23 protein-coding genes, 1 pseudogene and 1 riboswitch are annotated in these 25,471 nt (G+C 59.9%); of the genes and pseudogenes, 14 read left to right on the forward strand and 10 right to left on the reverse strand.

What is annotated here, in order from left to right:
- Positions 1-212 precede the first annotated feature (212 nt).
- From tig to ACQZ48_RS18890, 3 genes are all read left to right on the forward strand, one after another.
- A complete protein-coding gene (gene tig / locus ACQZ48_RS18880) occupies positions 213-1,691 on the forward strand; it encodes a trigger factor (RefSeq protein WP_191218238.1) in 1,479 nt (492 codons plus the stop codon).
- Between the two features lie 206 nt (positions 1,692-1,897).
- Positions 1,898-2,437: an AAA family ATPase gene (locus ACQZ48_RS18885; protein WP_137411018.1), complete on the forward strand. Its 540-nt coding sequence runs from the start codon at positions 1,898-1,900 to the stop codon at positions 2,435-2,437.
- A 250-nt stretch (positions 2,438-2,687) separates the two neighbouring features.
- Positions 2,688-3,338 carry a hypothetical protein gene (locus ACQZ48_RS18890; RefSeq protein ID WP_077982188.1) on the forward strand — a complete coding sequence of 217 codons (651 nt, stop codon included), beginning with the start codon at positions 2,688-2,690 and terminating at the stop codon, positions 3,336-3,338.
- A 199-nt stretch (positions 3,339-3,537) separates the two neighbouring features.
- Here the strand turns inward: ACQZ48_RS18890 and sthA are convergent, their stop codons facing one another.
- The 3 genes from sthA to ACQZ48_RS18905 form a co-directional block, all read right to left on the reverse strand.
- Positions 3,538-4,941 (reverse strand): Si-specific NAD(P)(+) transhydrogenase, encoded by a 1,404-nt coding sequence (gene sthA / locus ACQZ48_RS18895; RefSeq protein ID WP_137410458.1) that lies wholly within the window; start codon positions 4,939-4,941, stop codon positions 3,538-3,540.
- A 726-nt stretch (positions 4,942-5,667) separates the two neighbouring features.
- The gene (locus tag ACQZ48_RS18900) at positions 5,668-6,201 is read right to left on the reverse strand and encodes a DUF1003 domain-containing protein (protein WP_077982190.1); all 534 of its coding nucleotides are present in this window, start codon (positions 6,199-6,201) and stop codon (positions 5,668-5,670) included.
- 114 nt (positions 6,202-6,315) lie between these two features.
- Positions 6,316-8,256: an LTA synthase family protein gene (locus tag ACQZ48_RS18905; protein ID WP_448729174.1), complete on the reverse strand. Its 1,941-nt coding sequence runs from the start codon at positions 8,254-8,256 to the stop codon at positions 6,316-6,318.
- Between the two features lie 222 nt (positions 8,257-8,478).
- On the opposite strand from ACQZ48_RS18905, the gene ACQZ48_RS18910 reads away from it, so the two are divergent.
- Entirely contained in the window at positions 8,479-10,158 is a 1,680-nt protein-coding gene (locus tag ACQZ48_RS18910; protein WP_191218241.1) for an NAD+ synthase, read from the forward strand.
- 244 nt (positions 10,159-10,402) lie between these two features.
- Here ACQZ48_RS18910 and ACQZ48_RS18915 read toward each other — a convergent pair whose 3' ends face one another.
- Entirely contained in the window at positions 10,403-10,780 is a 378-nt protein-coding gene (locus tag ACQZ48_RS18915; protein ID WP_173989196.1) for a glyoxalase superfamily protein, read from the reverse strand.
- A gap of 192 nt (positions 10,781-10,972) precedes the next feature.
- On the opposite strand from ACQZ48_RS18915, the gene ACQZ48_RS18920 reads away from it, so the two are divergent.
- Positions 10,973-11,803 (forward strand): TolB family protein, encoded by an 831-nt coding sequence (locus ACQZ48_RS18920; protein WP_191218242.1) that lies wholly within the window; start codon positions 10,973-10,975, stop codon positions 11,801-11,803.
- Positions 11,804-11,873: 70 nt separating this feature from the next.
- Positions 11,874-12,056, forward strand: a riboswitch (cobalamin riboswitch).
- Between the two features lie 96 nt (positions 12,057-12,152).
- The gene (bluB, locus tag ACQZ48_RS18925; RefSeq protein ID WP_173989192.1) at positions 12,153-12,869 is read left to right on the forward strand and encodes a 5,6-dimethylbenzimidazole synthase; all 717 of its coding nucleotides are present in this window, start codon (positions 12,153-12,155) and stop codon (positions 12,867-12,869) included.
- 197 nt (positions 12,870-13,066) lie between these two features.
- On the opposite strand, the gene ACQZ48_RS18930 is transcribed toward bluB, so the two are convergent.
- Positions 13,067-14,170 carry a DUF2865 domain-containing protein gene (locus tag ACQZ48_RS18930; protein ID WP_448729175.1) on the reverse strand — a complete coding sequence of 368 codons (1,104 nt, stop codon included), beginning with the start codon at positions 14,168-14,170 and terminating at the stop codon, positions 13,067-13,069.
- A gap of 136 nt (positions 14,171-14,306) precedes the next feature.
- Complete coding sequence (locus tag ACQZ48_RS18935; protein ID WP_448729176.1) at positions 14,307-16,622, reverse strand: NADP-dependent malic enzyme; 2,316 nt, start codon at positions 16,620-16,622, stop codon at positions 14,307-14,309.
- 228 nt (positions 16,623-16,850) lie between these two features.
- On the opposite strand from ACQZ48_RS18935, the gene ACQZ48_RS18940 reads away from it, so the two are divergent.
- Positions 16,851-17,690 (forward strand): UDP-2,3-diacylglucosamine diphosphatase, encoded by an 840-nt coding sequence (locus tag ACQZ48_RS18940; RefSeq protein ID WP_269824656.1) that lies wholly within the window; start codon positions 16,851-16,853, stop codon positions 17,688-17,690.
- Positions 17,691-17,944: 254 nt separating this feature from the next.
- On the opposite strand, the gene dgcA is transcribed toward ACQZ48_RS18940, so the two are convergent.
- Positions 17,945-18,928: an N-acetyl-D-Glu racemase DgcA gene (gene dgcA / locus ACQZ48_RS18945; protein WP_448729177.1), complete on the reverse strand. Its 984-nt coding sequence runs from the start codon at positions 18,926-18,928 to the stop codon at positions 17,945-17,947.
- Between the two features lie 143 nt (positions 18,929-19,071).
- Here dgcA and ACQZ48_RS18950 point away from each other — a divergent pair, with 143 nt between their 5' ends.
- From ACQZ48_RS18950 to ACQZ48_RS18970, 5 genes and pseudogenes are all read left to right on the forward strand, one after another.
- Positions 19,072-20,232 (forward strand): MlaE family lipid ABC transporter permease subunit, encoded by a 1,161-nt coding sequence (locus tag ACQZ48_RS18950; protein ID WP_448729178.1) that lies wholly within the window; start codon positions 19,072-19,074, stop codon positions 20,230-20,232.
- A gap of 10 nt (positions 20,233-20,242) precedes the next feature.
- Positions 20,243-21,079 (forward strand): ABC transporter ATP-binding protein, encoded by an 837-nt coding sequence (locus ACQZ48_RS18955; RefSeq protein ID WP_271365367.1) that lies wholly within the window; start codon positions 20,243-20,245, stop codon positions 21,077-21,079.
- 8 nt (positions 21,080-21,087) lie between these two features.
- Positions 21,088-22,458, forward strand: a complete 1,371-nt coding sequence (locus ACQZ48_RS18960; RefSeq protein WP_077982200.1) for an MlaD family protein — start codon at positions 21,088-21,090, stop codon at positions 22,456-22,458.
- A gap of 15 nt (positions 22,459-22,473) precedes the next feature.
- The gene (locus ACQZ48_RS18965; protein WP_374636767.1) at positions 22,474-23,079 is read left to right on the forward strand and encodes an ABC-type transport auxiliary lipoprotein family protein; all 606 of its coding nucleotides are present in this window, start codon (positions 22,474-22,476) and stop codon (positions 23,077-23,079) included.
- A gap of 50 nt (positions 23,080-23,129) precedes the next feature.
- Positions 23,130-23,346, forward strand: a pseudogene (locus ACQZ48_RS18970) (dienelactone hydrolase); the annotation flags it as partial.
- Between the two features lie 30 nt (positions 23,347-23,376).
- On the opposite strand, the gene ACQZ48_RS18975 reads toward ACQZ48_RS18970, so the two are convergent.
- Positions 23,377-23,814 carry a PACE efflux transporter gene (locus ACQZ48_RS18975; protein ID WP_137410448.1) on the reverse strand — a complete coding sequence of 146 codons (438 nt, stop codon included), beginning with the start codon at positions 23,812-23,814 and terminating at the stop codon, positions 23,377-23,379.
- Between the two features lie 218 nt (positions 23,815-24,032).
- Between ACQZ48_RS18975 and ACQZ48_RS18980 the strand changes: the two genes are divergently transcribed.
- Together ACQZ48_RS18980 and ACQZ48_RS18985 are read left to right on the forward strand one after the other, a co-directional pair.
- Positions 24,033-24,191, forward strand: coding sequence for a hypothetical protein (locus tag ACQZ48_RS18980; protein ID WP_162854283.1), 159 nt, complete (start codon positions 24,033-24,035; stop codon positions 24,189-24,191).
- 150 nt (positions 24,192-24,341) lie between these two features.
- Entirely contained in the window at positions 24,342-24,590 is a 249-nt protein-coding gene (locus ACQZ48_RS18985; RefSeq protein WP_003524756.1) for a hypothetical protein, read from the forward strand.
- 129 nt (positions 24,591-24,719) lie between these two features.
- Here ACQZ48_RS18985 and ACQZ48_RS18990 read toward each other — a convergent pair whose 3' ends face one another.
- Positions 24,720-24,908, reverse strand: coding sequence for a hypothetical protein (locus ACQZ48_RS18990; protein WP_077982204.1), 189 nt, complete (start codon positions 24,906-24,908; stop codon positions 24,720-24,722).
- Positions 24,909-25,190: 282 nt separating this feature from the next.
- Positions 25,191-25,421, reverse strand: a complete 231-nt coding sequence (locus ACQZ48_RS18995; protein ID WP_077982205.1) for a hypothetical protein — start codon at positions 25,419-25,421, stop codon at positions 25,191-25,193.
- Positions 25,422-25,471: the final 50 nt, after the last annotated feature.

The raw sequence follows: 25,471 nt of genomic DNA on the forward strand, positions 1-25,471 counted from the left end.
GCGCCATGCTTGCGCCAGAGTGCATCTTTATAAGATGCGAGGGCTTTTGGGGTGCCCCTCAAGCTGTCTCAGGCGCGGGCGCGAAGGTGTCCGGCAGGCGCTTGTGCAACGAAATAACAGAAGCCACGGCCGGGACGTTGTTCCAGTGCAGTGCTCGAAAGTAAACCAACGGCTGTCTGAGCACCGCCGCCATGATGTGAAGGTTTGAGAAAATGCAGGTTATCGAAACGCTCGCTGAAGGGCTGAAGCGCGAACTCAAGGTCGTTATTCCGGCCGCCGACATGAAGGCCCGTCTGGACGAGCGCCTGGTTGACGCCAAGGACAAGGTTCGCATCAACGGTTTCCGTCCCGGCAAGGTGCCGGTTGGCCACCTGAAGAAGATGTACGGCAAGTCCATCATGGCCGATCTCGTCAACGAGCTGGTTCGTGAAAAGCCGACCGAAATCCTCTCCAGCCGTGGCGAAAAGTCCGCAACGCAGCCGGCCATCTCGATGACCGAAGACGAGCAGGAAGCCGAAAAGATCCTGTCGGCCGAATCCGATTTCGAATTCACCGTTGCCTACGAAATCATTCCGGCCATCGAACTGAAGGCCAATGACGGCATCAAGGTTACCCGCGAAGTTGTTGAAGTCTCCGAAGACGAAATCAACGAGCAGATCCTCAAGATCGCCGAAAGCGCCCGCACTTTTGAAGCCAAGAAGGGCAAGGCCGCTGAAGGCGACCGCGTCACGATGAACTATCTCGGCAAGGTTGACGGCGAAGCCTTCGATGGAGGCGCTGCTGAAGACGCTGAACTGGTTCTCGGTTCGGGCCGCTTCATCCCCGGCTTCGAAGACCAGCTCGTTGGCGTCAAGGCCGGCGAGGAAAAGACCATCACCGTGACGTTCCCGGCCGATTACCCGGCTGCGAACCTTGCCGGCAAGGAAGCCAACTTCGACATCACCGTCAAGGAAGTCGCTGCCGCTGCCGCCGTTGAAATCAACGACGAACTGGCTGAAAAGCTCGGTCTCGAATCGGCTGAAAAGCTGAAGGAAATCGTCAAGGGTCAGATCGAGAGCCAGTATGGCAACGTCACCCGCCAGAAGGTCAAGCGTCAGATCCTCGACCAGCTCGACGAAATGTACAAGTTCGACACGCCGGCTGGCCTCGTCGACGCCGAGTTCGACAATATCTGGCGCCAGATCAACACCGATCTCGCCCAGTCGGGCAAGACGTTTGCTGACGAAGACACGACCGAAGAAGAAGCCCGCGAAGAATATCGCAAGCTCGCTGAACGCCGCGTCCGTCTCGGCCTCGTTCTCTCCGAAATCGGCGAAAAGGCCGGCGTCGAAGTGACCGAAGAAGAAATGCAGCGCGCGCTGTTCCAGCAGCTGCAGCAGTTCCCGGGTCAGCAGAAGGAAATCCTCGATTTCTTCCGCAACACGCCAGGCGCTTCTGCTTCGCTGCGCGCTCCGATCTTCGAAGAAAAGGTCATCGACAAGCTGCTCACCGAAATCTCGGTAACGGACAAGACCGTTTCCAAGGAAGAGCTTCTGGCTGACGACGGCGAAGAAGCAACGGAAACCAAGAAGAAGGCGCCTGCCAAGAAAAAGGCTGCTGCCAAGGCTGACGACGCCGCTGAAGGCGAAGAAGCCGCTCCGAAGAAGAAGGCTCCTGCCAAGAAGAAGGCCGCTGAAGGCGACGCTGAATAATCTTGGTTGGCGAAAGCTGATTGAATGGAAGGGCCGCGGCGAAAGCTGCGGCCTTTTTGTTTGGGCGCCCCGCTTGTTCAGCTACGCAATCGCCCGTTTCTCAATCCTTCGACATCGTTGCGTCATTCCTGGTTATTATAGTCGAAACCCATAATGCTGGGTCAGGCTTCAAGGACCATAGTCGAGGAATGTCGAACGGCAGTGCCATGGGTGTGAGAAATTACTTGGTCGAGGGTGTCTCCGGGGTCGGGAAGACTTCGGTTGCGATAGAACTTCAGCGGCGTGGCCATCATGTGATCCACGGCGACCGGGAGCTTGCCTACAAGGGCGACCCTGAAACCGGCGAACCGCTCGATCCCGCGTTGTTGCGGGGCGATGCGACCGATATGCCTTTCCGGCATCGGCATCATATCTGGGATGTCGAAAAGGTTCGGCGGATCGCCGCCGACCGCAGCCACGCACTCACATTCTTTTGCGGTGGCTCGAGAAATTTTCAGCGTTTCATGGATGTGTTCGATGAGGTCTTCGTTCTCGATCTCGATAGCGAGACCTTGCGAAAACGGCTGATCGAGAGACCCGCGGACGAGTTCGGCGGAAACCCGCAGGAGCGCGAATTTGTCCTGCAACTCCATGCAACGAAGGAAGACATCCCCGTTGACGCAACGGTCCTCGATTCATCCAGACCTTTGACCGTGGTGGTCGATGATATTCTCGCCCGCTGCGCGCTTCCGGTCGAAAAAGGGTAGCGGCCGAACTTCCCGCGCCATTGTTCCGATCACAATGCAGTGCAGCATGATTTTTTGCTGCATCTGCTCTTGTTCATCTCCCGTTCATCTGGCACCCTGCGCGGCATGATTTGCTCAGGTCGTATTCAGCGGCCGTTCGGGCATGAAGCGCCGCTCGATGCGGCCTCGTCGCTGCCAACCATTGGCCTTACGCTTTTACCGTGCCTGCCGGGTTCTCCCGGCGCGCCCTTAATTTGCCAGGGGACAAGATATGTCGCCAAGAATGGGTTTTACCCTCCTGTTGTCTCTTTTCACCGCCACTGGCACCGCGGCCCATGCTGATGAGGCCGGGCTGATCTGGAAGCCGGTCAAGAATTCAGACCGTTCCTATACGGCGCGCATCGGCGCGAAGCTGCCGGTCGATACGCCGATCCGGGCGGGCCTCGAAATGGGCATGAGCGCGTCTAAGGGTGGGCAGCTGGTCGATACGCCGGTGCGGCTATGGGGCAATGTCACGCTGCTCGCCGAACAGTTGCCTGGCGTTTCCCTGGCCCGTGATGTCGGCGTCATTTTCAATGCGCTGACGGGGTCGAGCAGTATCTCCATGACCTCGCGGCAGAAACGTGTCGTCACGCCGGAGCTGGATATCGAGGCGAACCGCAATTTCACCGTCCGTTATGACGGCACGGCGCAGCAATGGAACGGGCTGGATGTGTCGCAGTCGCTGCGCCTGTCCCGGTCGGAAACCGGCACGGCCTTTGTGCTGACGGGGGCGAGCCGAAACAGTTTCAATGAGTTCAGCAGCGGCGTGGCGGTGGAGCAGAAGATTGGCGATCACCTGACTGTGCGCGGCACGCTTGATCAGGGCTATGCGGATCATTTCCGGCCCGGCGTGAGTGCGCGGTATAGCATTCGGTGGTGAGGGTATGCGTGACCTGTCGTCTAAGCAATGCGTACGACCGGCATTCTCGCTCGATACGCGGCGTCATCCTTGGGCTTGTCCCAAGGATCTAATCACGTCTCATAAACCGAGACGTTGCAGATGCTCGGGACAGGCCCGAGCATGACGGCAGGAGATGTTTTCGAACATTGCAGATTATCTCCTTACCCGCGACAAAGCCTCAATCCTTCTTGATCTCACCCATCCGGTTCCAGGCATCAAGCCCGGCAATCTTGTAGGCTTCCGCAAGTGTGGGATAGTTGAAGGTATTCTCGACGAAATATTCCACCGTGCCCTTCAGGTTCAGCACCGCCTGGCCGATATGCACCAGTTCGGTCGCACCTTCGCCGACGATGTGGACGCCGAGCAGGCGGCGGGTTTTCAGCGAGAAGATCATCTTCAAGAGCCCGCTGTCGAGGCCCATGATGTGGCCGCGTGAGGTTTCGCGGAAATGGGCGATGCCGCATTCATAGGGAATGTTGCGTTCGATGACTTCTTCTTCCGTCAGGCCGCAGGTGGAGATCTCAGGCACGGCATAGATGCCATAGGGGAAGAATTGCGGCGGTTCGCCGGCAGGGGCGCCAACGGCGTGGCGGGCGGCGATGCGGCCCTGTTCCATGGAGGTGGAGGCAAGGCTCGGGAAACCGATGATATCGCCGGCGGCATAGATGTTCGGCACAGACGTCTGGAAGGTCTCGGGATCGACTTTCAGGCGGCCACGGCTATCGGCCTCCAGCCCGCAGGCGGAAAGATTGAGCGTATCGGTGGCGCCGACGCGACCGGCGGCGAAGAGGACGGTCTCGGCCTTCAGCACGCGACCGTTGCCGAGCGAGACAAGGCATTTGCCGCTCTCGTCGCGCTCCACCTTTTCCGCCTTCTGGCCGAAGATCAGTTTCATGTTGCGGTCGCGCAGTTGATAGGTGAAATCCTCGACGATTTCCTTGTCGATGAATTCCAGCATGGTCTCGCGCGGTTCCACCACAGTTACCTGCGTGTCGAGCGCGCTGAAGATGGTGGCATATTCGATGCCGATGACGCCGGCGCCAACGACGATCATGGAGCGCGGCAGTTCCTTGATTTCCAGAATCTCGTCCGAATCGAGCACCGCTTCGCCATCGAAGGGAATATGCGGCGGCCTGTAGGGGCGGGTGCCGATGGTCAGCAGGATGGAGGTGGCGGTGACAGTCATGATCTCGCCGTCGCTCTTCACCACCTTCATGGTGTTGGCGTCGATGAAGCTTGCCGTACCGCGAATGTGCTGCACGCGGTTGCGGGCGAACTGGTGTTCCAGCACTTCCACCTCGTGATCCAGCGTGATGAGGAGGCGACGGCGCAGGTCTTCCGCATCGATCTCCTGCTTGACGCGATAGGCGCGGCCGTAAAATCCGCGCTCGCGCCAGCCGGTGAGGTTGAGCGCGGTTTCGCGCAGGGTTTTGGAAGGAATGGTGCCGGTATGCACCGAAACGCCGCCGACGCGGCTGCCCTTCTCAATGACCAGAACCCTCTTTTCGAGCTTGGCGGCCTGAATGGCGGCCCGTCTACCCGCCGGACCGCTGCCGACAACAATCAGATCGAACTGGTGCATGAAAAACCCCGGAACAGAATATTGCGATGACCGGATGTCGCATCCGGCGTGGCGTCGCCGCGAAATGGTCGTGATGCCATTTTGACGATGGGGAGTGATTCCCCGGTCAGCCTTGCCCGCAAGAGTGCAATGCAACAAACGCCTGCGTCAATCTGTAGCGTAAGAATCTGACGGATTCGTAACTGGGGGTGGATTTTCGGGAGATCGAGGGTGGGTGTGGCTTACCCCCCTCTGCCCTGCCGGGCATCTCCCCCTCAAGGGGGAGATCAGCAGGAGGCCCTTTTGTCGCTTCATCCTCAAACGTTGAGAGGGGCGAAACCTCGCTGCAGATCGATCTCCCCCCTTGAGGGGGAGATGCCCGGCAGGGCAGAGGGGGGTAAAGCCCCGCGCACTTCCTGAATACGCCCCAAAAAAACCAACACCTTCATCCCGCACGGCGCTGCCATGCGGGGTATGGATGGAGAGCACCGGGCGATCCCAGGCTGCGCTTCATGTGAGGTTGGTGTGGGTCGGATGCGTTGCGCAGCCGGGTCTTTCACCATGCCGTATTTCGCAAAGGGCCGTGCACCGCGCTTTGCGAAATGGTCCTGTCGTCACGAACGCGCCACCGTCCCTTTCAGAACCGTCCCTCGGTTTTCGCCACGTCTGGCGTCCACCCGGCGGGACTGCGTTTAATCTAACAGCGGGTCGCGGGGCGGGGAAAAGCGGGGATGAATTTTTTCGGCGTCAGTCTTCCTTGCGAGCGACATGGCGGTGAAGCGCTGCAAGGTCCTGGCGCAGTGCGGCCAGTTCGGCCAGCACCTTCACGTCGATCTTTTCATGCAACGACAGCACCTCAAGCTCGGCCTTCAGATTCACCTCGTAGTCCTTGGCGGCCTCGAAACGGTCGCGGGCGGCCTGGCGGTTCTGCGACATCATGATGATCGGCGCCTGGATGGCGGCCAGCATGGAGAGAAGCAGATTGAGGAAAATGAAGGGGTAGGGGTCGAAAGCGCGGGTGGTCAGCACGATGGTGTTGATGATGGCCCAGAAGATCAGGAAAAAACAGAAGCTGAGAATGAAACCCCAGGAGCCGCCGACCTTGGCGATATTGTCCGCCAGCCTGTCACCGACACTGGCCCCGGCGGAAAATTCCGCATTGGTGTCGCTCGAAACCAGCTTCTTCTGGTGCGACAGTTCCAGGATGCGCCGTTCCACCTCGCCGATTTCACGGGAGGAGCGCTTGAAATGCGAAATGATATAGTCGGAGATATCTGACACGGTGTGTCTCCGGTTCTGATGAGGCCTGAACGTTTTGCGAGATAAACCCGCATGGCGGTGGAATTCAAACGATTTCCACCGCCATGCGGTTCAGGCGTCCCTCGCCGAAAACCATCAGACCGATGGCGCCCCCTCGTGCAGCCAGTTGAAACCGGGGAAGAAGCGTTCGCGGCCATATTGCTGGCCGAACATCATGTCGAATTGCAGCATCCTGTAATCGCGCACCACCTCGGGAACGGCGTTCGCGGCAATCGACCAGTCGGGCTGGGCCTTGCCGTCGGCCGTCACCAGCATGTGCCGGTCGACGACGGAAAAGGCCTGCTGAACCTCGCCGAGCATGCCGGTATAGAAGGGATCGGAGAAGCCCGCCGTCTTCAGCACATGATAGGGCAAAAGCGCCGGGCTGATGGTGCCGATATTCTTGCGCACGCCCTTTTTTGAGGACCAGACGACGAGCGGTGTCTCGTGTTCCTTTTTCATCACCTCCAGCGGCGCGCGGCGGCTTGCCACCATGCCCGGCATGTAACCGCTTTCGACAAAGGTCTGGCCGAGCGGCGGCAGGTGATCGCCGAAGAGGACGATGATGGTTTCCCGGTCGCGCTTCTTCGCCCAGCGCATCAGTTTCAGCAGCGCTTCATCAGCTTCCGCCACCCCTTGAGAATAGGTGGCAAGCGCCTGCGAGGCCGAGGCGGAGAGGTCGCCTTCGATGCCAATCGTGTTTTTTGCGTAACGGGTCGCCTCATAGGGACCATGTCCCTGAAGGGTGACGGCGAAGAGGAAGAGCGGGTTCTGCGCCTTTTCGGCCGTCGCCATGATCTCGTCCATCAGCGCATCGTCGGAGGCAAAGTTGCCGCGTTTTTCCATGGCCGGCAGCGTCTCTTCGGAGCGGAATTCCTCGAAGCCGAAATTCGCATAGACCTGCTTGCGGTTCCAGAACCATTCCTGGAAGGGATGCATGGCGATGGCGGAATAACCTTCGCCACGGAAGAAGCTGGCGAGCGAGGGCACCGGGCGGCGGATATATTGCTGATAGGGAATGCTGCCATAGGGCAGGAAGGCGTTGGAGAAGCCGGTCAGCGCCTCGAATTCCACATTCGCCGTCATGCCGCCGAACTCCGGGGAAAAGACATTGCCGGACCGTTTGGCGCGGATCGTCGGCATGGGATCGTCGGAGAGCTTCACATTTTCAAGCCGCTTCGGATCCCACAGCGATTCGCTCATCAGCATGATGACATCGGGGTAATCGCCCTTGTTGGCGGCGAAGGCGGCGGGCTTGGATGTCAGGTCGGCGATGGCATTTTCGCCGTACCCCTGCGGCGCTGCGACATTGGCCATCGGAATATTGAAGGCGAAGGCCATCAGGAAGCCGTTATGGCGGTAATTTTCCTGCTGATCCCACATCATGGGAATGATGTTGAGGCGATCGCGCACCCAGGAATAATGCGAATAGTCCATAAGCGAGGCAAGACCGGCGAGAAGCGGCAGCGCCAGCGCGAGACCAGCGGCGCGTTCGCGCCAGCTCAGGCCCGGTGAGTGGCGGCGCGCCAGCAGCCAGAGGCCCGTAAGTGCCGCAATCGTGGCAAAGATGCCGAGGGCGACGAGGGCTGCCGTCATCGGCTGAGCCCTCAGCATGGTCGGCAGAAGCTCGAGGATCTGGCGGCCGAATAAGAGGTCGGATGGATAAAGAGGATCGGAGAGATAGGTCTGCTTCTGCGCCGAAATCAGCCCCGTCAGCGCGCAGAGCGGCGCAAGCGCGATCAGCGACAGGTAACGCCTGCCAAGAAGTGCATCCAGTGCCACGAGGAGGGCGAGCACGGCGGCAATGGTGGTCATTCCGGGGCGGGCGGAGGAGGTGAGGAAAGCGCCGACATCGGTGAGCGAGCCCCGCGCGATCCACTCCAGCGCCACAACCAGCACGACGGACGCGACCGTCAGATTGGCAAGCGTATAGGCCGTGCCCGAAAGCTTGGAAAGGCTCCTTGTCCATGCAGGCGAAAAGACGAAACCAGCCTTTTCGGAAGCCGTTGTTTTTGGCGCCGAATGTTTCAAACCCATACTCCGGTATTGCAGGCGGCACGACCGATCCGGGGAGGTGAATCGGGTGTCGCAAAAGTGTCATGTAACTGTCACATAAGCGCGATGAACGCGACATGAACTTTGAAGAGTCTGGCCGGTGCGGCGATAACCTTAACGTGAAGCCGCGCGGCCGAAGCGTAACGGGCGCCGCCATGCAATTGCCGCGTTGCGGAGCGGCCACGGGCGCGGTATTGAAAAGCCATGAGCGACAGACACAATATAGAGAACCATCTCCGGATTGCCGTCGGGCAGTTCAATCCCACCGTTGGCGACGTGGCGGGCAATCTCGCCAAGGCGCGCGAGGCAAGGGCCGATGCGGCGACGCAGGGCGCCGATCTTCTGCTCCTGACGGAGCTGTTCATATCCGGCTATCCGCCGGAAGACTTGGTGCTGAAGCCGGCTTTCCTGAAAGCCTGCCTGAAAGCGGTGGAAGAGCTGGCGGCGGAGACCGCCGATGGCGGGCCGGGCGTGGTCATCGGCTTTCCGCGACAGGGCGAGACGGGCCGGCACAATTCCGTGGCGTTGCTGGATGGCGGCAAGATCGTTGCGCTGCGCGACAAGATCGACCTGCCGAATTACGGCGAATTCGACGAGAAGCGGGTTTTCTCTGAAGGGTCGATTTCCGGGCCTTATAATTTCCGTGGCGTGCGGATCGGCATTCCGATCTGCGAGGAAATCTGGAACGATATGGGTGTCTGTGAAACACTCGCCGAAAGCGGGGCGGAAATCCTGCTGGTGCCGAACGGTTCGCCCTATTATCGCGGCAAGCTGGATGTGCGCCATCAGGTGGCGCTGCGGCAGGTTATCGAAAGCGGTCTGCCTCTCGTCTTCGCCAACCAGCTGGGCGGGCAGGACGAGCTGGTGTTCGACGGTGCGAGTTTCGCCTTTAATGCCGACAAGACGCTTGCCTTCCAGATGAGCCAGTTCGAGGCCACGCTTGCGGTCACCGACTGGAAGCGTACTGCTGACGGCTGGCGCTGCGAGAGCGGTCCATTCTCGAAAATCCCTGAAGGCGAGGAAGCGGATTACCGCGCCTGCATGCTGGGTTTCCGTGACTACGTCAACAAGAACGGCTTCAAGAGCGTGGTTCTGGGCCTTTCCGGCGGCATCGATTCGGCGATCTGCGCCGCCCTTGCCGTTGATGCGCTGGGCGAGGAGCGGGTGCGCTGCATCATGCTGCCTTACCGTTATACCTCGGAAGAATCGCTGAAGGACGCCGCCGATTGTGCGAAAGCGCTCGGCTGCCGTTACGATATCGTGCCGATCGTCGAGCCGGTCGAGGGTTTCCTGTCGGCGCTTTCCGAACTCTTTGAGGGTACGGAAGAGGGCATTACCGAAGAAAACCTGCAGAGCCGCACACGCGGCACCATTTTGATGGCCGTTTCGAACAAGTTCGGCTCGATGGTGGTGACGACGGGCAACAAGTCTGAGATGTCGGTGGGTTACGCCACGCTTTACGGCGACATGAATGGCGGTTTCAACCCCATCAAGGACCTCTACAAGATGCAGGTCTACGCCATTTCCAGCTGGCGCAATGCCCATGTGCCGCCGGGCGCTCTAGGCCCTTCCGGCGAGGTGATCCCCGCCAATATCCTTTCCAAGGCGCCCTCGGCCGAATTGCGCCCCAACCAGACCGACCAGGATTCGCTGCCGCCCTATCCGGTGCTGGATGACATTCTGGAATGCCTTGTGGAGAAGGAAATGTCGGTCGAGGAAATCCTGGCGCGCGGGCATGATATTGCGACCGTGCACCGGGTGGAGCATCTGCTTTACCTCGCCGAGTACAAGCGCCGGCAATCCGCTCCGGGTGTGAAGATTACCAAGAAGAATTTTGGGCGTGACCGGCGTTATCCGATTACCAACCGGTTTCGGGATCGGTAGTCGAAGGGGCGATGCGGGTAGGTTCGGCGGTGCCACCTGTTTCTTCTCCCCGCGGGGGAGAAGGTGGCCCTAAGGGTCGGATGAGGGGGCAACCCCTCCGTATATATTGACGCTCGCCCCCTCATCCCGCTGCCGCGGACTTCTCCCCGGCGGGGAGAAGAAACAAGTGGCATGCGCTCGGTCCAGAATAAGCCTACGTATTTGAACAGACGGCGCGAGGAAAACCCCGCGCCGCCCGATCACTTCAAATAACCTGCCCCACATCGATGCGGTTGCCGTCAGGGTCTTCAAAGACAAAGGCCCGGAGCCCATAATCCTTGTCCTGCAGGCCCTTGATAATGCGCAAGCCCTGGCTCTTGCAGAGCGCATGCAGCGCGTCCACATCGCTCACCATCATATGCGCCACATTGAAGGGTGCCGCTTTGTGGGTGGGCTGCAATGTCAGGTGCAGCTCGGCATTGCCCTGTTTGAGGATCATGAAGCCGACAGGGTTGCCGTTTTCGAAGGTCTTTTCGAAACCGAGCACGCCAACGTAAAAATCATGGGCCTTTTCGATGTTTTTGACAGGGAGCATTGCGGCGATCCGGCCGAAGCGGATGCTGTGATCGGCGATGGAATTCATCGCGGAACCTCGGATCTGGGAGAAACGGGGAGGGCCACGGACGGTGCCGGGGCGCTGGCGTTTTTTCCGGTTTGAATTTGCAGGACGGTGCCTGCCGCCCTAGGATCATAATCAAGGCCATGGTGGATGCAAACGGAATGTCTGCGTCACCAAGCGTTTTGAATGAGAACATGGACATGCCCGGGAGGCAGAATGCGCAGCTCCATCGAAATCTTCAACATCCGCACCCGCCAGATGCGGGTGGTGTGGCAGACGCCTGATCTCTTCGAAGCGCCGAACTGGTCGCCGGATGGACACTATCTGCTGCTGAACAGCGAAGGACTGCTGTATCGCCTGTCTCTTGCCGGTGATGTGTCGCCGGAAAAGGTCGATACCGGCTTTGCCACACTCTGCAACAACGACCACGGCATTTCGCCCGACGGTTCGCTCTACGCCATTTCCGACAAGGTGGAATTCGGCAAGAGCGCCATCTATCTGCTGCCTTCGGCGGGCGGCGCGCCGCGGCTGATGACGAAGAACCTGCCTTCCTACTGGCACGGCTGGTCGCCGGATGGGAAAGGTTTTGCCTATTGCGGCATTCGCGATCAGGTTTTCGATATCTATTCCATGGACATAGACAGCGGTGTCGAAACACGTCTCACCCATGGTGAGGGCCGCAATGACGGACCGGATTATTCGCCCGACGGCGAATGGATTTATTTCAATTCCAGCCGTACCGGGCTCATGCAGATCTGGCGGGTGCGTGTGGACGGCTCCGCCGTCGAGCGCATCACCGACAGCGCTTATGGCGACTGGTTCCCGCATCCGTCTCCGAAGGGCGACAAGGTGGTGTTCATTTCCTATGATGCCGATGTCTTCGACCATCCGCGCGATCTGGATGTGCGGGTGCGGCTGATGGATATGGATGGCGGCAATGTCGAAACGCTGTTCGACCTGTTCGGCGGGCAGGGCACGATGAACTCGCCCAATTGGTCACCTGATGGCGATGAGTTTGCGTATGTCAGGTATTTCCCGGTGGCATGATGACGGTAAGGTGCAGCAGGCCACATTGCCGCACCACCCGCAGGATACTTGCATTCGCAAGCTTTTTTGCCCATAGCTTCTCCCGTCAGGTGCCCGCCCTTGCGGCGGGAGAATCGGGAATCCGGTGAAAGACCGGAACGTGCCCAACGCTGTGAGGCGGATGCCCTTTTTCTCATGCCACTGAAGTTATTCGGGAAGGCGAAAGGGGCGGATGAAGCCTAGTCAGAAGACCGGCCTGACACGATAGACCGAACCGCGCGGACGGCGGCAGGTTGCTGAAAAAGCGCGTCGTCGCGGCGGAACCGGTATGGTTTCTGCATCGGCGCGCCCGCATTGTTGGGGATAAACGATGCCGACCGAACCGCCTGTCACAACGTCGCCCGACGTCAATCCATTCGATCACGCGCTTTCGCCCGCCCGCCCGTTTTCCCGGGAGGAGCGCGAGGCGATCTACCGCGCCATCGAGACGCGCCGTGATGTGCGCGACCAGTTCCTGCCGGACCCGCTGCCGGATGATCTCGTCGAGCGCCTTTTGAAGGCGGCGCATTCCGCACCTTCGGTCGGTTTCATGCAGCCATGGAATTTCACCCTCGTCACCGATGGCGCCGTGCGCCAGGCGGCCTTTGTGGCCTTCAGCCGCGCCAATGAGGAGGCGGCGGCGATGTTTACGGGCGAAAAGCAGGCGCTTTATCGCAGCCTGAAGCTTGAAGGCATCCGCAAGGCCCCGCTCAGCATCTGTGTCACCTGCGATCCGACACGCGGCGGCAAGGTGGTGCTGGGCCGCACCCACAATCTGCGCACGGACGTTTATTCCACCGTCTGTGCCATCCAGAACCTCTGGCTTGCCGCCCGTGCCGAAGGCATCGGTGTCGGCTGGGTCAGCATTTTCCATGACAGCGATATTCGCGCCATTCTCGATATACCCGAGCATATCGAAATCGTCGCATGGCTGTGTCTCGGCCGGGTCGACACGCTCTATACCGAGCCGGAACTGGCGGTGAAGGGCTGGCGGCAGCGCGTGCCGCTGGAGGAGCTGGTGTTTCGCAATCGCTGGGGTGGGCGGTAAGGGATGAGATGCGCATAGCGTCGCCTATCGTTTCTTCTCCCCGGATGGGGAGAAGGTGGCCCGAAGGGTCGGATGAGGGGGCCAGCTCTCCGAATATCGCCGACGTCGCCCCCTCATCCCGCTGCCGCGGACTTCTCCCCGGCGGGGAGAAGAAACAAGGGTCGCGCGCTCGCCCCATTACGCGCGCGCAAGAGATTTCACTGCTGCGGCTGAATGCCCTTCAGCGCCGGGTTCTTCAGATCGATCCGGCCTGTCTGGTCCGGCAGGAATTTGGGGCCGATGACGCGCACCCTGGTGTCGTTCGGATCGTAGTCGCGTTCGGGAACGGGCTGCTCAGGCGGTTTTGCGGCCTGTTGCTGTTCGGTGGGGGTCTGCGACTTGTCACTTTGGGATGATGGGATGGTGGTGATGCCGGAATAGGGCTTTTCGGCTTGCGGCCGGGCGGCCTCCTCCTGTTTTTGCATCTCCTCGTGATAGGCGGCCATATTGCAGGCGCAGCCGGGTGCTTTCACTGACGAATTGCGGTAGGCGAAGGCCGTGGGCAAATCCTTGTAGGGTTTGCCGGTTTCAGCGGAAACCATGTCTGATGTTTCCTGATCCGTCATGGAGTGGAAATAGAGTTCGGTCTCCGTCCCCGGACACATTTTCTCGCACTGCTCCGCCTGGGTGCGGAAATCGAGCGGTGAGGCGTTGGAGGCGATGGGGAAAAACGAGCCGTCGCAGGTGCGCACGCAGAGCGTGCGAAGTCCGCCCTCGGCGGCGGCGTTGGGATAGGGCGAAAGCCCCGCTTGTCCCGGCTCGTCGCCATTGTGTCGGAAGGCGTCGGGATAACGCGTCACATCCCGAGGCGGCGGCAATTGCGTTTCCGTTTGCGGTACGGTGTTGCAGCCATTGGCATCGAGGGCGGCGAGGATGCGCTGACGCCTGATGTCGCCGTCGTTGTCACGCGCGGCCGCCATGGCGTCGTCGCGGTCGCGGATGATCGCATCACGCTCGGCTTCAGCTTCCGCCAGCGCATCGCCAATCTCGGCGCAGAGACCGGCATTGGGATTGCCATAGACAATGACGCTGCCGGATGAGCAGCCATAGCTGCGCAGGTCGTTCCTGATCTTGCGGATGACGATGTTCTGGCGGGCAAGCGCATTGGCGTAACGCCGCACCTCGGCCGTATTGCCGATGACGCGCGGCGGCTCGCGCAACTGCCCATAAAGCGTATCGCAGACCTGATCCGCAGAAGCGGCGGCAGGAGCCATGAGAACAAGGGGAAGCAGGAGGCCGATGATGCGGCTGCGGCGGGTCAATTGTTCGATCCGTTCGATGTCCCCGGCCGGTGGCAGGGGTGTTATGCTTCAGGAAATCCGTGTTTCAGGAAGATAACATAAGCTGTTGCCGCAATGCGGCAACAGCCTGTTCAAAATTGCGTTAATGCGGCCTCTATCACACCGAAGGGTGCGAGGCCTGCACCACGGCAAAGGCTGCCATGTTGACGACGCCGCGCGAGGTGACGCTGGGCGACAGGATATGGGCGGGCAGGGCCGTGCCGAGCAGGATCGGGCCGACATGCAGGCCTTCCGTCAAGGTGCGGGTGACGCCGAGCGTGATGTTGGCGGCATCGAGGTTCGGGAAGACCAGAAGGTTCGCTTCGCCGGTCAGGACGCTGTTGGGCATGGCGCGTTTGCGCAGTGCTTCCGACAGCGCCGAGCCGCCCTGCATTTCGCCGTCCACTTCCAGTTCCGGTGCGGCTTCCTGCACGATCTTCAGGGCGCGGCGCATCTTGCGGGCGCTTTCGGAATCACGCGAGCCGAAATTGGAGTGGCTGGCGAGTGCTATTTTCGGCGTGATGCCGAAGCGACGGATTTCCTTGGCCGCGAGAATGGCCATTTCCGCCACTTCCTCGGAGGTCGGGTCATAGTTCACGAAAGTATCGGTGAGGAAGAGCGCACCCTGCTGGGTGATGAGCAGGCTCAAGCCCGCGAAAGAACGCACGCCTTCCTGCTTGCCGATGATCTGGTTCACGTCGCGCAGATGGCGGTCGTAACGGCCTTCGAGGCCGCAGATCAGCGCATCGGCTTCGCCGCGCTTGACGGAAAGCGCACCAATGACGGTCGTGTTGGTGCGCACGATGGTGCGCGCCGCTTCCGGGTTGATGCCGACGCGGCCGACGAGGGCGAAATAATCATCCACGTATTCACGGTAGCGCGGATCGTCTTCCGGGTTGACCACGGCGAAATCCGTATGCGGGCGGATGCGCAGGCCGAAGCGCTTCAGGCGCGTTTCGATGATCTGCGGACGGCCGATGAGGATCGGGACGCCGGTGCCTTCTTCCAGGAGCACCTGGGCGGCGCGCAGCACGCGCTCGTCTTCGCCTTCGGCAAAGATGATGCGCTTCTTTTCGGCGGCTTTCGCGGCATTGAAGACAGGCTTCATGATGAAGCCGGAGCGCCAGACGAAACGGTTCAGCTGGTCGAGATAGGCTTCGAAATCGGTGATCGGCCGGGCGGCGACACCGCTTGCGGCGGCGGCACGGGCGACCGCAGGGGCGATGCGCAGGATGAGGCGCGGATCGAAGGGCGAGGGGATGAGGTAGGTTGGGCCGAAGATCGGCGTTTCGCCGCTATAGGCCTTGGCGGCCACTTCGGAGACTTCCTCACGCGCGAGTTCCGCGATGGCCTGCACTGCGGCCATCTTCATTTCTTCATTGATCGTGGTTGCGCCGCAATCCAGCGCGCCGCGGAAGATATAGGGGAAGCAGAGGACGTTATTGACCTGGTTCGGGAAATCCGAACGGCCGGTGCAGATCATCGCATCCGGACGGGCAGCACGCGCCGCTTCCGGCATGATTTCCGGATTGGGGTTGGCAAGCGCCAGGATCAGCGGGTTTGCCGCCATGCGCTCGAGCAGTTCCGGCTTCAGCACGCCGGCGGCCGAAAGGCCGAGGAAGACATCCGCGCCGTCGATGGTTTCGGCCAGCACGCGCTTGTCGGTCTTCTGGGCGTAAACTTCCTTCCACTCGTCCATCAACGTGTTGCGGCCGTCATAAACGAGGCCTTCGATGTCGTGGACCCAGATGTTTTCCTTCTTCGCGCCCATGGCGACGAGCAGGTTGAGGCAGGCAAGGGCAGCTGCACCGGCGCCCGAGGCGACGATCTTGACGCTGGACAGAGATTTTCCGGCCAGTTCCAGCGCATTGGTGACGGCGGCGGCGACGATGATCGCAGTGCCGTGCTGATCGTCGTGGAAGACCGGAATGTTCATCTTCTCGCGCAGCTGGCGCTCCACTTCGAAACATTCCGGCGCCTTGATGTCCTCAAGGTTGATGCCGCCGAAGGTGGGCTCCAGCGCCGCGATGGTGGAGACCATGTCGTTGATGCCGGGTGCGTCGATCTCGATATCGAACACGTCGATGCCGGCGAATTTCTTGAAGAGAACGGCCTTGCCTTCCATCACAGGCTTGGAAGCGAGCGGGCCGATATTGCCAAGACCGAGCACCGCCGTGCCGTTGGAAATGACGGCAACGAGATTGGCGCGCGCGGTATATTCAGCCGCCATTTCGGGGTTCTCGTGGATGGCGAGGCACGGGGCGGCCACACCCGGCGAATAGGCGAGCGCCAGATCGCGCTGGTTGCCGAGCGGCTTGGTGGCCTGGATTTCCAGCTTGCCGGGGCGCGGGTAGCGGTGGAAAAAGAGCGCCTGTTCCTCGATGTCGGCCTTTGCCGTGTTGGCGGGCGTGTTGTTCTTATCGTGAGAGGTCATTCTTCCACCGTCATGTCTGGTTCAATTCCGGCCCCCTGAATACAACAAACTTCCCCGTGGTACAGCCGTTATTTACCGCCTCCTTATGCAAATGCGGGCATGGCTTATTCGCGTTTTCGTGAAGCTATCCGTCATATTCCATACAAAAAACCGCCGCTGTCATGTTGCTGAAACACGAGTCTGGTTCTGAGAGGTAAGAAAGCCGCAGGGACGCAACCGAACAGGGGGATGAAATCCGTGGCCGGTCAAATCGAAACCAGACAGTTCAGAACGCTTTTCATTTCGGATGTTCATCTCGGCTCCAAGGCGGCCAAGACGGATTATCTGCTCGACTTCCTGAAATACCACGAAGCCGAAACGATCATTCTCGTCGGCGACATCGTCGACGGCTGGCGCCTGCGCCGCAGCTGGTACTGGCCGCAGGGCTGCAACGACGTGGTGCAGAAGCTTCTGCGCAAGGCTCGCAAGGGCACCCGCATCGTTTATATTCCGGGCAATCACGATGAATTCCTGCGGGAGTTCCCTGGCATGCATTTCGGCGGTATCGAAGTGGCCGAACGCATGATCCACGAGGCGGGCGACGGCAAGAAATACCTCGTCATCCATGGCGACGAATTCGACGTGGTGGTGCGCAACGCCCGCCTGCTCGCTTATCTCGGCGACTGGGCCTATGACGCGGCAATTGCGCTCAACATCGCGATTGCCGCCGTGCGCCGCCGCATCGGCCTGCCTTACTGGTCGTTTTCGGCCTGGGCCAAGCTGCAGGTGAAACACGCCGTCAACTTCATCGGAGAATTCCAGCGCGTGGTCGCCGAAGAGGCGCGGCGCAACAATGTCGATGGCGTCATCTGTGGTCACATTCACCACGCTGTCATGGAAGACATGGACGGCATCCGCTACATCAACACCGGCGACTGGGTGGAAAGCTGCACGGCGATTGCCGAAAACGCCGATGGCAGCTTCGAGCTGATCACCTGGATGCAGACGAGCGACGTTACCGCCGAACAGGTATCGGACGAGATGGAGCCGGTGGATATTCCGGGTTTGATTGGCAAGCACGCGGCCTGATTGGGCCTGCGAGCTAAAGGGATACCTAGCCTTCGGTGTTTCCTTGCGATCAATGCGCGCTCGTGTGGTACGAGTGGATGCCGCTTGTTTCTTCTCCCCGCCGGGGAGAAGGTCGCGGCAGCGGGATGAGGGGGCAAGCTCTCCGAAATTCGGCTACGTTTCCCCCTCATCCGACCCTTCGGGCCACCTTCTCCCCGGCGGGGAGAAGAAATACGCGGTGGCGGCGCACCTCATCTGGTTTTAATTTTAGGGGCTCACCCCCACAGTTCCGGCCGCGCCGGATAAACCAGCGAACCCTCATAAACCAACCCCGGATCACGATCGTGCGCCAACAATAGCGGCCCATCGAGATCGGCGAAGGCCGCACCCTGCGCCGCCAGCACGGCCGGCGCCATGCCGAGCGAGGTGCCGAGCATGCAGCCCACCATGATGGTGAAGCCGAGCCGTTCCGCTTCCGCTTTCATGACAAGCGCTTCAGTCAGGCCGCCGGTCTTGTCGAGCTTGATGTTGATTGCATCGTAACGGTCGCGAAGGCCGGCGAGGTCCCTGGTGGAATGCACGCTTTCATCGGCGCAGATCAGCACCGGATGGTCGATGCGGGCGAGGATGTCATCCTTGCCGGCGGGTAGCGGCTGCTCGATGAGCGATATCTTCAGCTCTGCCGCAAGCCGCAGATAATATTCGATATTATAGTCATTCCAGCCCTCATTGGCGTCGATGATGATGCGCGCTTCGGGTGCGGCGGCGCGCACGGCCCTTAGACGCGCCTCGTCATCTGCCGTGCCGGTCTTGATCTTCAGCAGCGGGCGGCCTGCGTTTTCCGCCGTTTTCGCGGCCATGGTCTCCGGGTCGGCAAGCGAGATGGTATAGGCGGTGACGAGCGGCTTTGCCGCCTGTCCAAGGATGCGTGTGGCAACAGTCTTGCCGCTGATCTTGGCCTCGAGGTCCCATAGCGCGCAATCGACCGCATTGCGGGCGGCGCCGGGTTGCATCGCCTGCTGTAGTTCCTGTCGTGTCACGCCGCCGGCGATCTGTTCCGCCATCGCCTCGATATCGGCGATGACGCCCTCGATGCTTTCGCCATAACGCGGATAGGGCACACATTCACCTCTGCCGGTAAAGGAACCATCGCGGATGGTACACGTTACGACATCCGCATGCGTGCGGGTGCCGCGTGAAATGGTGAAGCTGCCAGCCACGGGGAAACGTTCTGTTGTGGCTTGAAGGTAACGGGGCATGTTTTTTCACTTCCTAACAGGCGTCAAAAGACACATGACGCCAAATTTATCGCGAATTGTCGGCCGTCACTGTGGCTTGCCGAAGGTCAAACCGTTATGAAACCATTAAGAATCTCGTAACGACTGCACTCGCTCGGAGCATTATGCAAGAACAGGACACACGGCAACAGGCGAACCCGGCCGCAATCACCGAAGACGATAACGTCTCCGGCGGCGGTTCGCGTTTTGCCCTGAGCGGTTCCTGGCGCAACAGCAATCTCTCCGGTATTTTCTCCAGTCTTGAAAAGATCGAAAAAAGCAAATCCACCGGCCCGGTGGAAATCGATCTTTCTTCCGTCGAGGCCATCGATACGACCGGCGCATGGATCATTCAGCGCCTGCGCAGGGACCTGGAGGCAAATGGCGCCACCGTCACCGTGACGGGCAATGACCGTATCGAAGAGGTCATTTCCCAATTGCCCGAAAAAGTGGAAATGGAGGGCGCGGCCGCTGCGAAAGCGGGGCTTGCCGAACGTATTTTTGCGCCTGTCGGCAAGGCCGTCGTGCAGAACGGCGCGGATTTTCTGGCGGGCATGTATATTCTCGGCTCCGCCGTGCGCGGCGCGCAGATGAAGCTCGGGCGCGGGCGCGGCGTTTCGCCGGCGGCCATCGTCAACCAGATCGACCATATGGGCGTGCGCGCCGTGCCGATCATCATGCTGATGTCGTTCCTGATCGGCGCGATCATCGCCCAGCAGGGCGCGTTCCAGCTTCGTTATTTCGGCGCGGAAGTCTTCGTTGTCGATCTCGTCGGCATTCTGCAATTGCGCGAAATCGGTGTGCTTCTGACCGCGATCATGATCGCTGGCCGTTCCGGCAGCGCGATCACGGCGGAAATCGGCTCGATGAAGATGCGCGAGGAAATCGACGCGCTGAAGGTGATCGGCCTCAACCCCGTGGGCGTTTTGGTGTTTCCGCGGCTGGTGGCGCTCACCATCGCGCTGCCGCTTTTGACCATTCTTGCCAATTTCGCCGCCCTGTTTGGCGCCGCCATCGTGGCCTTTGCTTATTCCGGCATCACGTTTGAGGTGTTCCTGTCTCGCCTGCATGGCGCGGTCGAGGAGTCGACCATTGCGGCCGGCATGATCAAGGCGCCGTTCATGGCGCTCATCATCGGCATCGTCGCGGCGGTGGAGGGCATGAAGGTGGGCGGTTCGGCGGAATCGCTTGGCAAGCACGTCACCTCGTCGGTGGTCAAATCGATCTTCGTCGTCATTCTGGTGGATGGTCTTTTCGCCATCTTCTACGCAGCCATCGATTTTTAAGGAGGGCGCGTTGGAAACACTGGACCAGAAACCGCAAGAGACAAAAACCGAAAAGGATGGCCGCGAGGCGGTGCTTTCCGTCGAGGGTGTGACTGTCGGGTTCAATGGCCGCAACGTGCTCGAAGATCTCAATCTCGATGTCTATCGCGGCGAAATCCTCGGCTTCATCGGGCCATCCGGCGCGGGCAAATCCGTCCTGATGCGCGCGATCCTGCGGCTTCTGCCCCGCCAGGCAGGTGCCATCCGCATTCTCGGCACCGATTACGACAAGGCGAGCGAAGACGACCGCATGATGCTCGATCAGCGCCTTGGCGTGCTGTTCCAGCAGGGCGCACTGTTTTCCGGCCTGACGGTGAAGGAAAACATCCAGCTGCCGATGCGGGAATATCTGGACCTGCCGAAAAAGCTGATGGACGAGCTGGCCTATCTCAAGATCGAGATGGTGGGGTTGAAGCCCGATGCCGGCGACAAATACCCATCCGAACTATCAGGCGGCATGATCAAGCGTGCGGCGCTCGCCCGGGCCTTGTCGCTCGATCCCGACCTCGTCTTCCTCGATGAGCCGACATCCGGCCTCGATCCCATCGGGGCGGCGGAATTTGATATGCTGATTGCGCGCTTGCGCGATTCGCTTGGCCTGACCGTCTATATGGTGACGCACGACCTCGACAGCCTGTTCTCAGTCTGCGACCGCATTGCGGTGCTGGGACAGAAGAAAGTGCTGGTGGAAGGGACATTGCAGGACATGTTCGCCTGCGAAGACCCGTGGGTGCAGTCCTATTTCCGCGGCAAACGGGCGCGCTCTGTCGTTCTTCCGGACGGCAGACACGAAAATCCGGTGGAGTAACAAGAAGCATGGAAACCAAGGCGAACTACACCATAGTCGGAATTTTCACGCTGATCGTGATCGCCGCCGCATTCGGCTTCGTTTACTGGATGGCCGAGTTTGGCCGCGGCGGCCCGACGGCGCAACTGATCGTGCGTATTCCCGGCTCCGCCAACGGCCTTTCGGTTGGCTCTCCGGTGCGGTTTAACGGTATTCCCGTTGGTACGGTGCGCGGGCTTGCGATTGACCGCGACGATCCGGCTTACTCCATCGCCTTTACCGAAGTGCAGGCGGATGCGCCGGTGTTTCCGTCCACACGCGCTGTGCTTGAAATTCAGGGTCTGACGGGCGCCGCCTATATCGAGCTTTCCGGCGGCAACAAGGATGGCGAGCGCATTCTGCAGAAAGCCGTTGAAAGCGGCGTTCCGGCCGAGTTGACAGCCGATCTTTCGAGCGTCACCAACCTGCTTGCCACGGCTGATAAAATCCTGAAGCGCGCAGATGGCGCGATCGGCGAATTGCAGGGTTTCGTGCAGGATGCGCGCGGGCCGCTGACGCAGACGGTGCGTAATGCCGAGAAATTTTCCGATGCGCTGGCGGCCAATTCCGACGGGATCAAGAATTTCATTTCGAGCCTCAGTTCGCTGTCCACGACGGTGCAATCCGTTTCGGTGCGGCTCGACGGTACGCTCACCGCGGTCGAGGATCTGGTGAAGGCGGTCGACGCTGGCAAGATCGATTCCATCCTGTCGAATGTCGACAAGGTGACGAAGGATGTGGCATCCGCTTCCAGCGATATTCAGGGCATCATGGAGACGGTGCAGAGCACGGCGCGCAATTTTGAGGCGGCGAGCACGGAAGTGCAGACGGTTGTGAAGCGCGCGGATGAGCTTTTGGCCTCCGTCGATCCCGCCAAGGTCAGCACCGTGGTGGGCGATGTTTCCGCAGCCACCGCCGATGCGCGCGATGCCGTGGCGAATTTCAAGAGGATCGCCGATGATGTGGGCGCGCGTCGCGCCGACATCGACCAGGCGGTTTCCGACTTCACCGAGATGGGCCGCAAGCTGAACCTTGCCTCCAGCCGCGTCGATGGCATTCTCGCCAAGGTGGACGGCATGCTCGGCACTGATGATGCCAATTCGCTGTTTGCCAAGGCGCGCGAGACGCTAACCTCCTTCAAGGCGGTGGCCGACAATCTCAATGCCCGCATCGGGCCGATTGCAGACAACCTAACCCGTTTCTCCAGCTCCGGCCTGAAGGATTTCCAGGCGCTGATCGGCAGCACGCGACAGACGGTCGACAATCTCAACAATGCCATCACCAATATCGACCGCGATCCGCAGCGGTTGATTTTCGGCGGCGAAACCGTGAAACAATATGATGGCAGAACAAGGCGCTAAGAGGGGTATCGACCAATGAGACTATCGATGAACGGCCAAACGCGCCGCGCCCTTCTTCTCGCTCCGCTGCTTGCTGCGATGATGGCGGGCTGTGCCGGTGCGCCGAAAAACGATACTTTCGACCTTTCCGTATCGCCGGCGGCGGTAACGCAGGGACCATCGCTGAAAAGCCGTCAGCTGCTGATCGCCGACCCGACCGCCTTGAAGGCGCTCGATAGCGAGAACATCGTGGTGCGGCTTTCCGGTTCCGAGGTGCAATATCTCGGCAATTCGCAATGGAGTGACCGCCTGCCGCGCATGGTGCAATCCAAGCTCGTGGAAGCCTTCGAAGATACCGGCAAGTTCGGCGGCGTTGGCCGGCCGGGGCAGGGGCTGGCAATCGACTATCAAGTCGTGAGCGATATTCGCGCCTTTGAAATCGATACCGCTCGCAACGTGGCGAATATCGAAATTTCGGTGAAGCTGCTCAATGATCGCAACGGCACGGTGAGGGCGCAGGAAGTATTCCGTTCCAGCGCCCGCGTCAGCGGTTCCGGCAACGCCAATTTCGTGAAAGCACTGGACCAGGCCTTCGCCGCTGCCACACGGGAAATCGTGGCCTGGACGCTGAAGTCGCTTTAAGCGTTCAGCGTGATTGCTGCCACAGGAAACCGCTTTATGTTCGCGTAGCGCAGGATGTTGCGAGACTGCGTGACGATCTGCCGGTGAAACCGGATTATCGGATGGTGGACGGGGCGGGGGCACTTTTCCTTTATTGCACCTTGCCCGGCGGAGATGGCAAAAGCCGCGCCCCAGATTTGCAGCGACGCGGCGGGCTTCGACCGGGTGGAGTTCCATCGCGGGTTCAATGCTGATCTCGTGAGCTTCTTCAAGGCGTCACTGCGCTGAACCGCCTATGTCGGCTGTGGCCGCCGCCTCTCAGGCGGCGTCCTGCTGCGACTTCCATTCCGGCAGGGGGAAAACCCGGTCGTAGCTCCAGTTGAAGACAAAAGCATAGACCACGTAAAACAGCGCAAAGGAGATATCCATCACCAGCGCGTGGGCAAGGCTGATATTCAGATACCAGGCGATGAAGGGCATCAGCACGATCAGCAGGCCGAGTTCGAAAAGCACCGCGTGGGCAACCCGAATGGCCGGCGTTTTCAGCGTCGTGCCCTTCAGGCGCTGCATGGCGTGGTCGAAGCCCAGATTATAGACATAGTTCCAGATCGTGGCGAGCGTGGCGCTGACGAGGCCGACGATGCCGATATCTTCCATGGGCATGCCGAAAAGCAGCGCGCCCAGGGGAATGACGAGCATGAGGCCGATGATTTCAAAGCTTAGCGCGTGGCGGATACGATCTTGCAGGGAGCGCATTTCATTCTCCGGTATATGACCGGGCCGTCCCGCATGCTGTCGCCGATATGGCCGAGGTCGTCCTCGCGCCTAACGATATAGAGCTTTTGGGTGGATTTTTCAAGCGCCGGGTGCTGCTGGCATCCAGGGCGGTGCTTTCATTCTCCTGCACACCAACGGAACCGTGATCGGAACAAGATCGGCGTATTTTCGTTATCGCTGATGGAAGGAGGCGCGCCATGCAGCAGAAACCCTCTGAGGGAAGAACCATCAAGGCCGCCAATGCGGAGAAGGTTTCGACTTATACGCCCAGTCTCATTTCCCTGAAGGGAAGTTACGTGGCGATGATATTTCGAAGACCGCTTTGCCAAAATCCACTGGATGTGCGGGAAAAATAGGACGATGCAATCGCCCCTCGACTTGCCCGCACACCGAAAATGACGACTGCCGACATGATGATGAGCTTTAGATGTCTCTAAAGTGTGATTTTCAATCGGGCCTGTCTCCACATAGACTGGAGATTGCCACAAGAGCGAAGGGAGAATGACATGAAATCAGTTCTCATTATCGCCGCTGTCTTTGGTTTTTCGGCCAGTGCAGCGCTTGCGGAATGTGCAGGTCATCAACAGATCAACGCTTCCGTTCCTGCCGTAGATCGCGAATTCAAAACCGCAAGCATCGTTCCGCCGACAGATCCGGTGGAAAAGCCAGTCGTCATCCTGAAAAAGACCGACCGCCTTCCTGCAACGGTTGCGACGACCGGCGAACCGGAAGCCGCAATGCAGCGCATGCAATAGACAAAAATAATAACCTCTTCATTCTTAAAATCCCGTGCGTGAGGTGATGCGCACGGGATTTTTGCTTTTTGGACGAAGACGGGCCGTCGCTTTCACGGCGTTGCGCCTGCCGGTTATTTGCATCGGCGACTAGCTGTCGAGTTTCAGCGACAGCTGTTTCGGCCCTTCGTTCTTTTTGAGGACGTAAAGCGGCCGGGTGACGATGACTTCCGTTCGCCGTTGCAGCTCACGCCGCCGCTCGAGCGCGCGTTCGCGCATATCCCGGGAGCGGGCGACAACGGAGAGGGCATTTTCTATGGCTGCGTCTGCTGTGTTCATCGCTGACCTCCATAATGTTCACTTTATGTTCTCATTATTGGTGGCTTGTGTCAACACTATGGCAGGGTTGCTGGCAGGCGGTTGGGGGCCTGGCATAACGGGCGGACAGGCGCGTGACAGGCTATGTCGGGTGCGCGAGGCATCGGCTTTTGCCCCAAACGTCGACCTTCACAGCACAAACCTTGTTCCGGCAGTGTCGACAGGGACACTCCGGACCTGCTGTGTTGATTTTGCGATGATGTTTCGATGACGCCGGCGCTGATCCGCCCGGCTTCAGGCAGATCAGGAGAGGGGACGTTGATCCGGCGCGGGAATGTCGCCGGCGGACAATAGATCGGTGAGATGCTCGCTGGCGAGCGCGACGATGGCAAGGGCGGCCTGCTGGCGGTTCCAGCCGGCATGTTCGGCTTTTTCCATCAGCTTTTGAATGGACGGCTCCAGCGCGAACTGGCACTCGGCCTGATAGTCCATTGTGTCGATCGAAAGCGACGGGGAATTGATCGAGGCCCGCATCTTTTGGTCTCCCTGTTTTCCGTCATGCTCATCATACGCGAGACGCAAAT

The sequence above is a fragment of the Agrobacterium sp. 22-209-1 genome (assembly GCF_053522485.1).

Bases quoted from the DNA above. Each gene is read 5' to 3' on its own strand.
- ACQZ48_RS18950 (WP_448729178.1), top strand. From the start codon at position 19,072: ATGCAAGAACAGGACACACGGCAACAGGCGAACCCGGCCGCAATCACC.
- ACQZ48_RS18915 (WP_173989196.1), bottom strand. From the start codon at position 10,780: ATGAATTCCATCGCCGATCACAGCATCCGCTTCGGCCGGATCGCCGCA.
- ACQZ48_RS18985 (WP_003524756.1), top strand. From the start codon at position 24,342: ATGAAATCAGTTCTCATTATCGCCGCTGTCTTTGGTTTTTCGGCCAGT.
- ACQZ48_RS18980 (WP_162854283.1), top strand. From the start codon at position 24,033: ATGCAGCAGAAACCCTCTGAGGGAAGAACCATCAAGGCCGCCAATGCG.
- tig (WP_191218238.1), top strand. From the start codon at position 213: ATGCAGGTTATCGAAACGCTCGCTGAAGGGCTGAAGCGCGAACTCAAG.
- ACQZ48_RS18920 (WP_191218242.1), top strand. From the start codon at position 10,973: ATGCGCAGCTCCATCGAAATCTTCAACATCCGCACCCGCCAGATGCGG.
- ACQZ48_RS18940 (WP_269824656.1), top strand. From the start codon at position 16,851: ATGAAATCCGTGGCCGGTCAAATCGAAACCAGACAGTTCAGAACGCTT.
- ACQZ48_RS18905 (WP_448729174.1), bottom strand. From the start codon at position 8,256: ATGGGTTTGAAACATTCGGCGCCAAAAACAACGGCTTCCGAAAAGGCT.
- ACQZ48_RS18965 (WP_374636767.1), top strand. From the start codon at position 22,474: ATGAGACTATCGATGAACGGCCAAACGCGCCGCGCCCTTCTTCTCGCT.
- ACQZ48_RS18960 (WP_077982200.1), top strand. From the start codon at position 21,088: ATGGAAACCAAGGCGAACTACACCATAGTCGGAATTTTCACGCTGATC.
- bluB (WP_173989192.1), top strand. From the start codon at position 12,153: ATGCCGACCGAACCGCCTGTCACAACGTCGCCCGACGTCAATCCATTC.
- ACQZ48_RS18935 (WP_448729176.1), bottom strand. From the start codon at position 16,622: ATGACCTCTCACGATAAGAACAACACGCCCGCCAACACGGCAAAGGCC.
- dgcA (WP_448729177.1), bottom strand. From the start codon at position 18,928: ATGCCCCGTTACCTTCAAGCCACAACAGAACGTTTCCCCGTGGCTGGC.
- ACQZ48_RS18975 (WP_137410448.1), bottom strand. From the start codon at position 23,814: ATGCGCTCCCTGCAAGATCGTATCCGCCACGCGCTAAGCTTTGAAATC.
- sthA (WP_137410458.1), bottom strand. From the start codon at position 4,941: ATGCACCAGTTCGATCTGATTGTTGTCGGCAGCGGTCCGGCGGGTAGA.
- ACQZ48_RS18910 (WP_191218241.1), top strand. From the start codon at position 8,479: ATGAGCGACAGACACAATATAGAGAACCATCTCCGGATTGCCGTCGGG.
- ACQZ48_RS18995 (WP_077982205.1), bottom strand. From the start codon at position 25,421: ATGCGGGCCTCGATCAATTCCCCGTCGCTTTCGATCGACACAATGGAC.
- ACQZ48_RS18885 (WP_137411018.1), top strand. From the start codon at position 1,898: ATGGGTGTGAGAAATTACTTGGTCGAGGGTGTCTCCGGGGTCGGGAAG.
- ACQZ48_RS18990 (WP_077982204.1), bottom strand. From the start codon at position 24,908: ATGAACACAGCAGACGCAGCCATAGAAAATGCCCTCTCCGTTGTCGCC.
- ACQZ48_RS18890 (WP_077982188.1), top strand. From the start codon at position 2,688: ATGTCGCCAAGAATGGGTTTTACCCTCCTGTTGTCTCTTTTCACCGCC.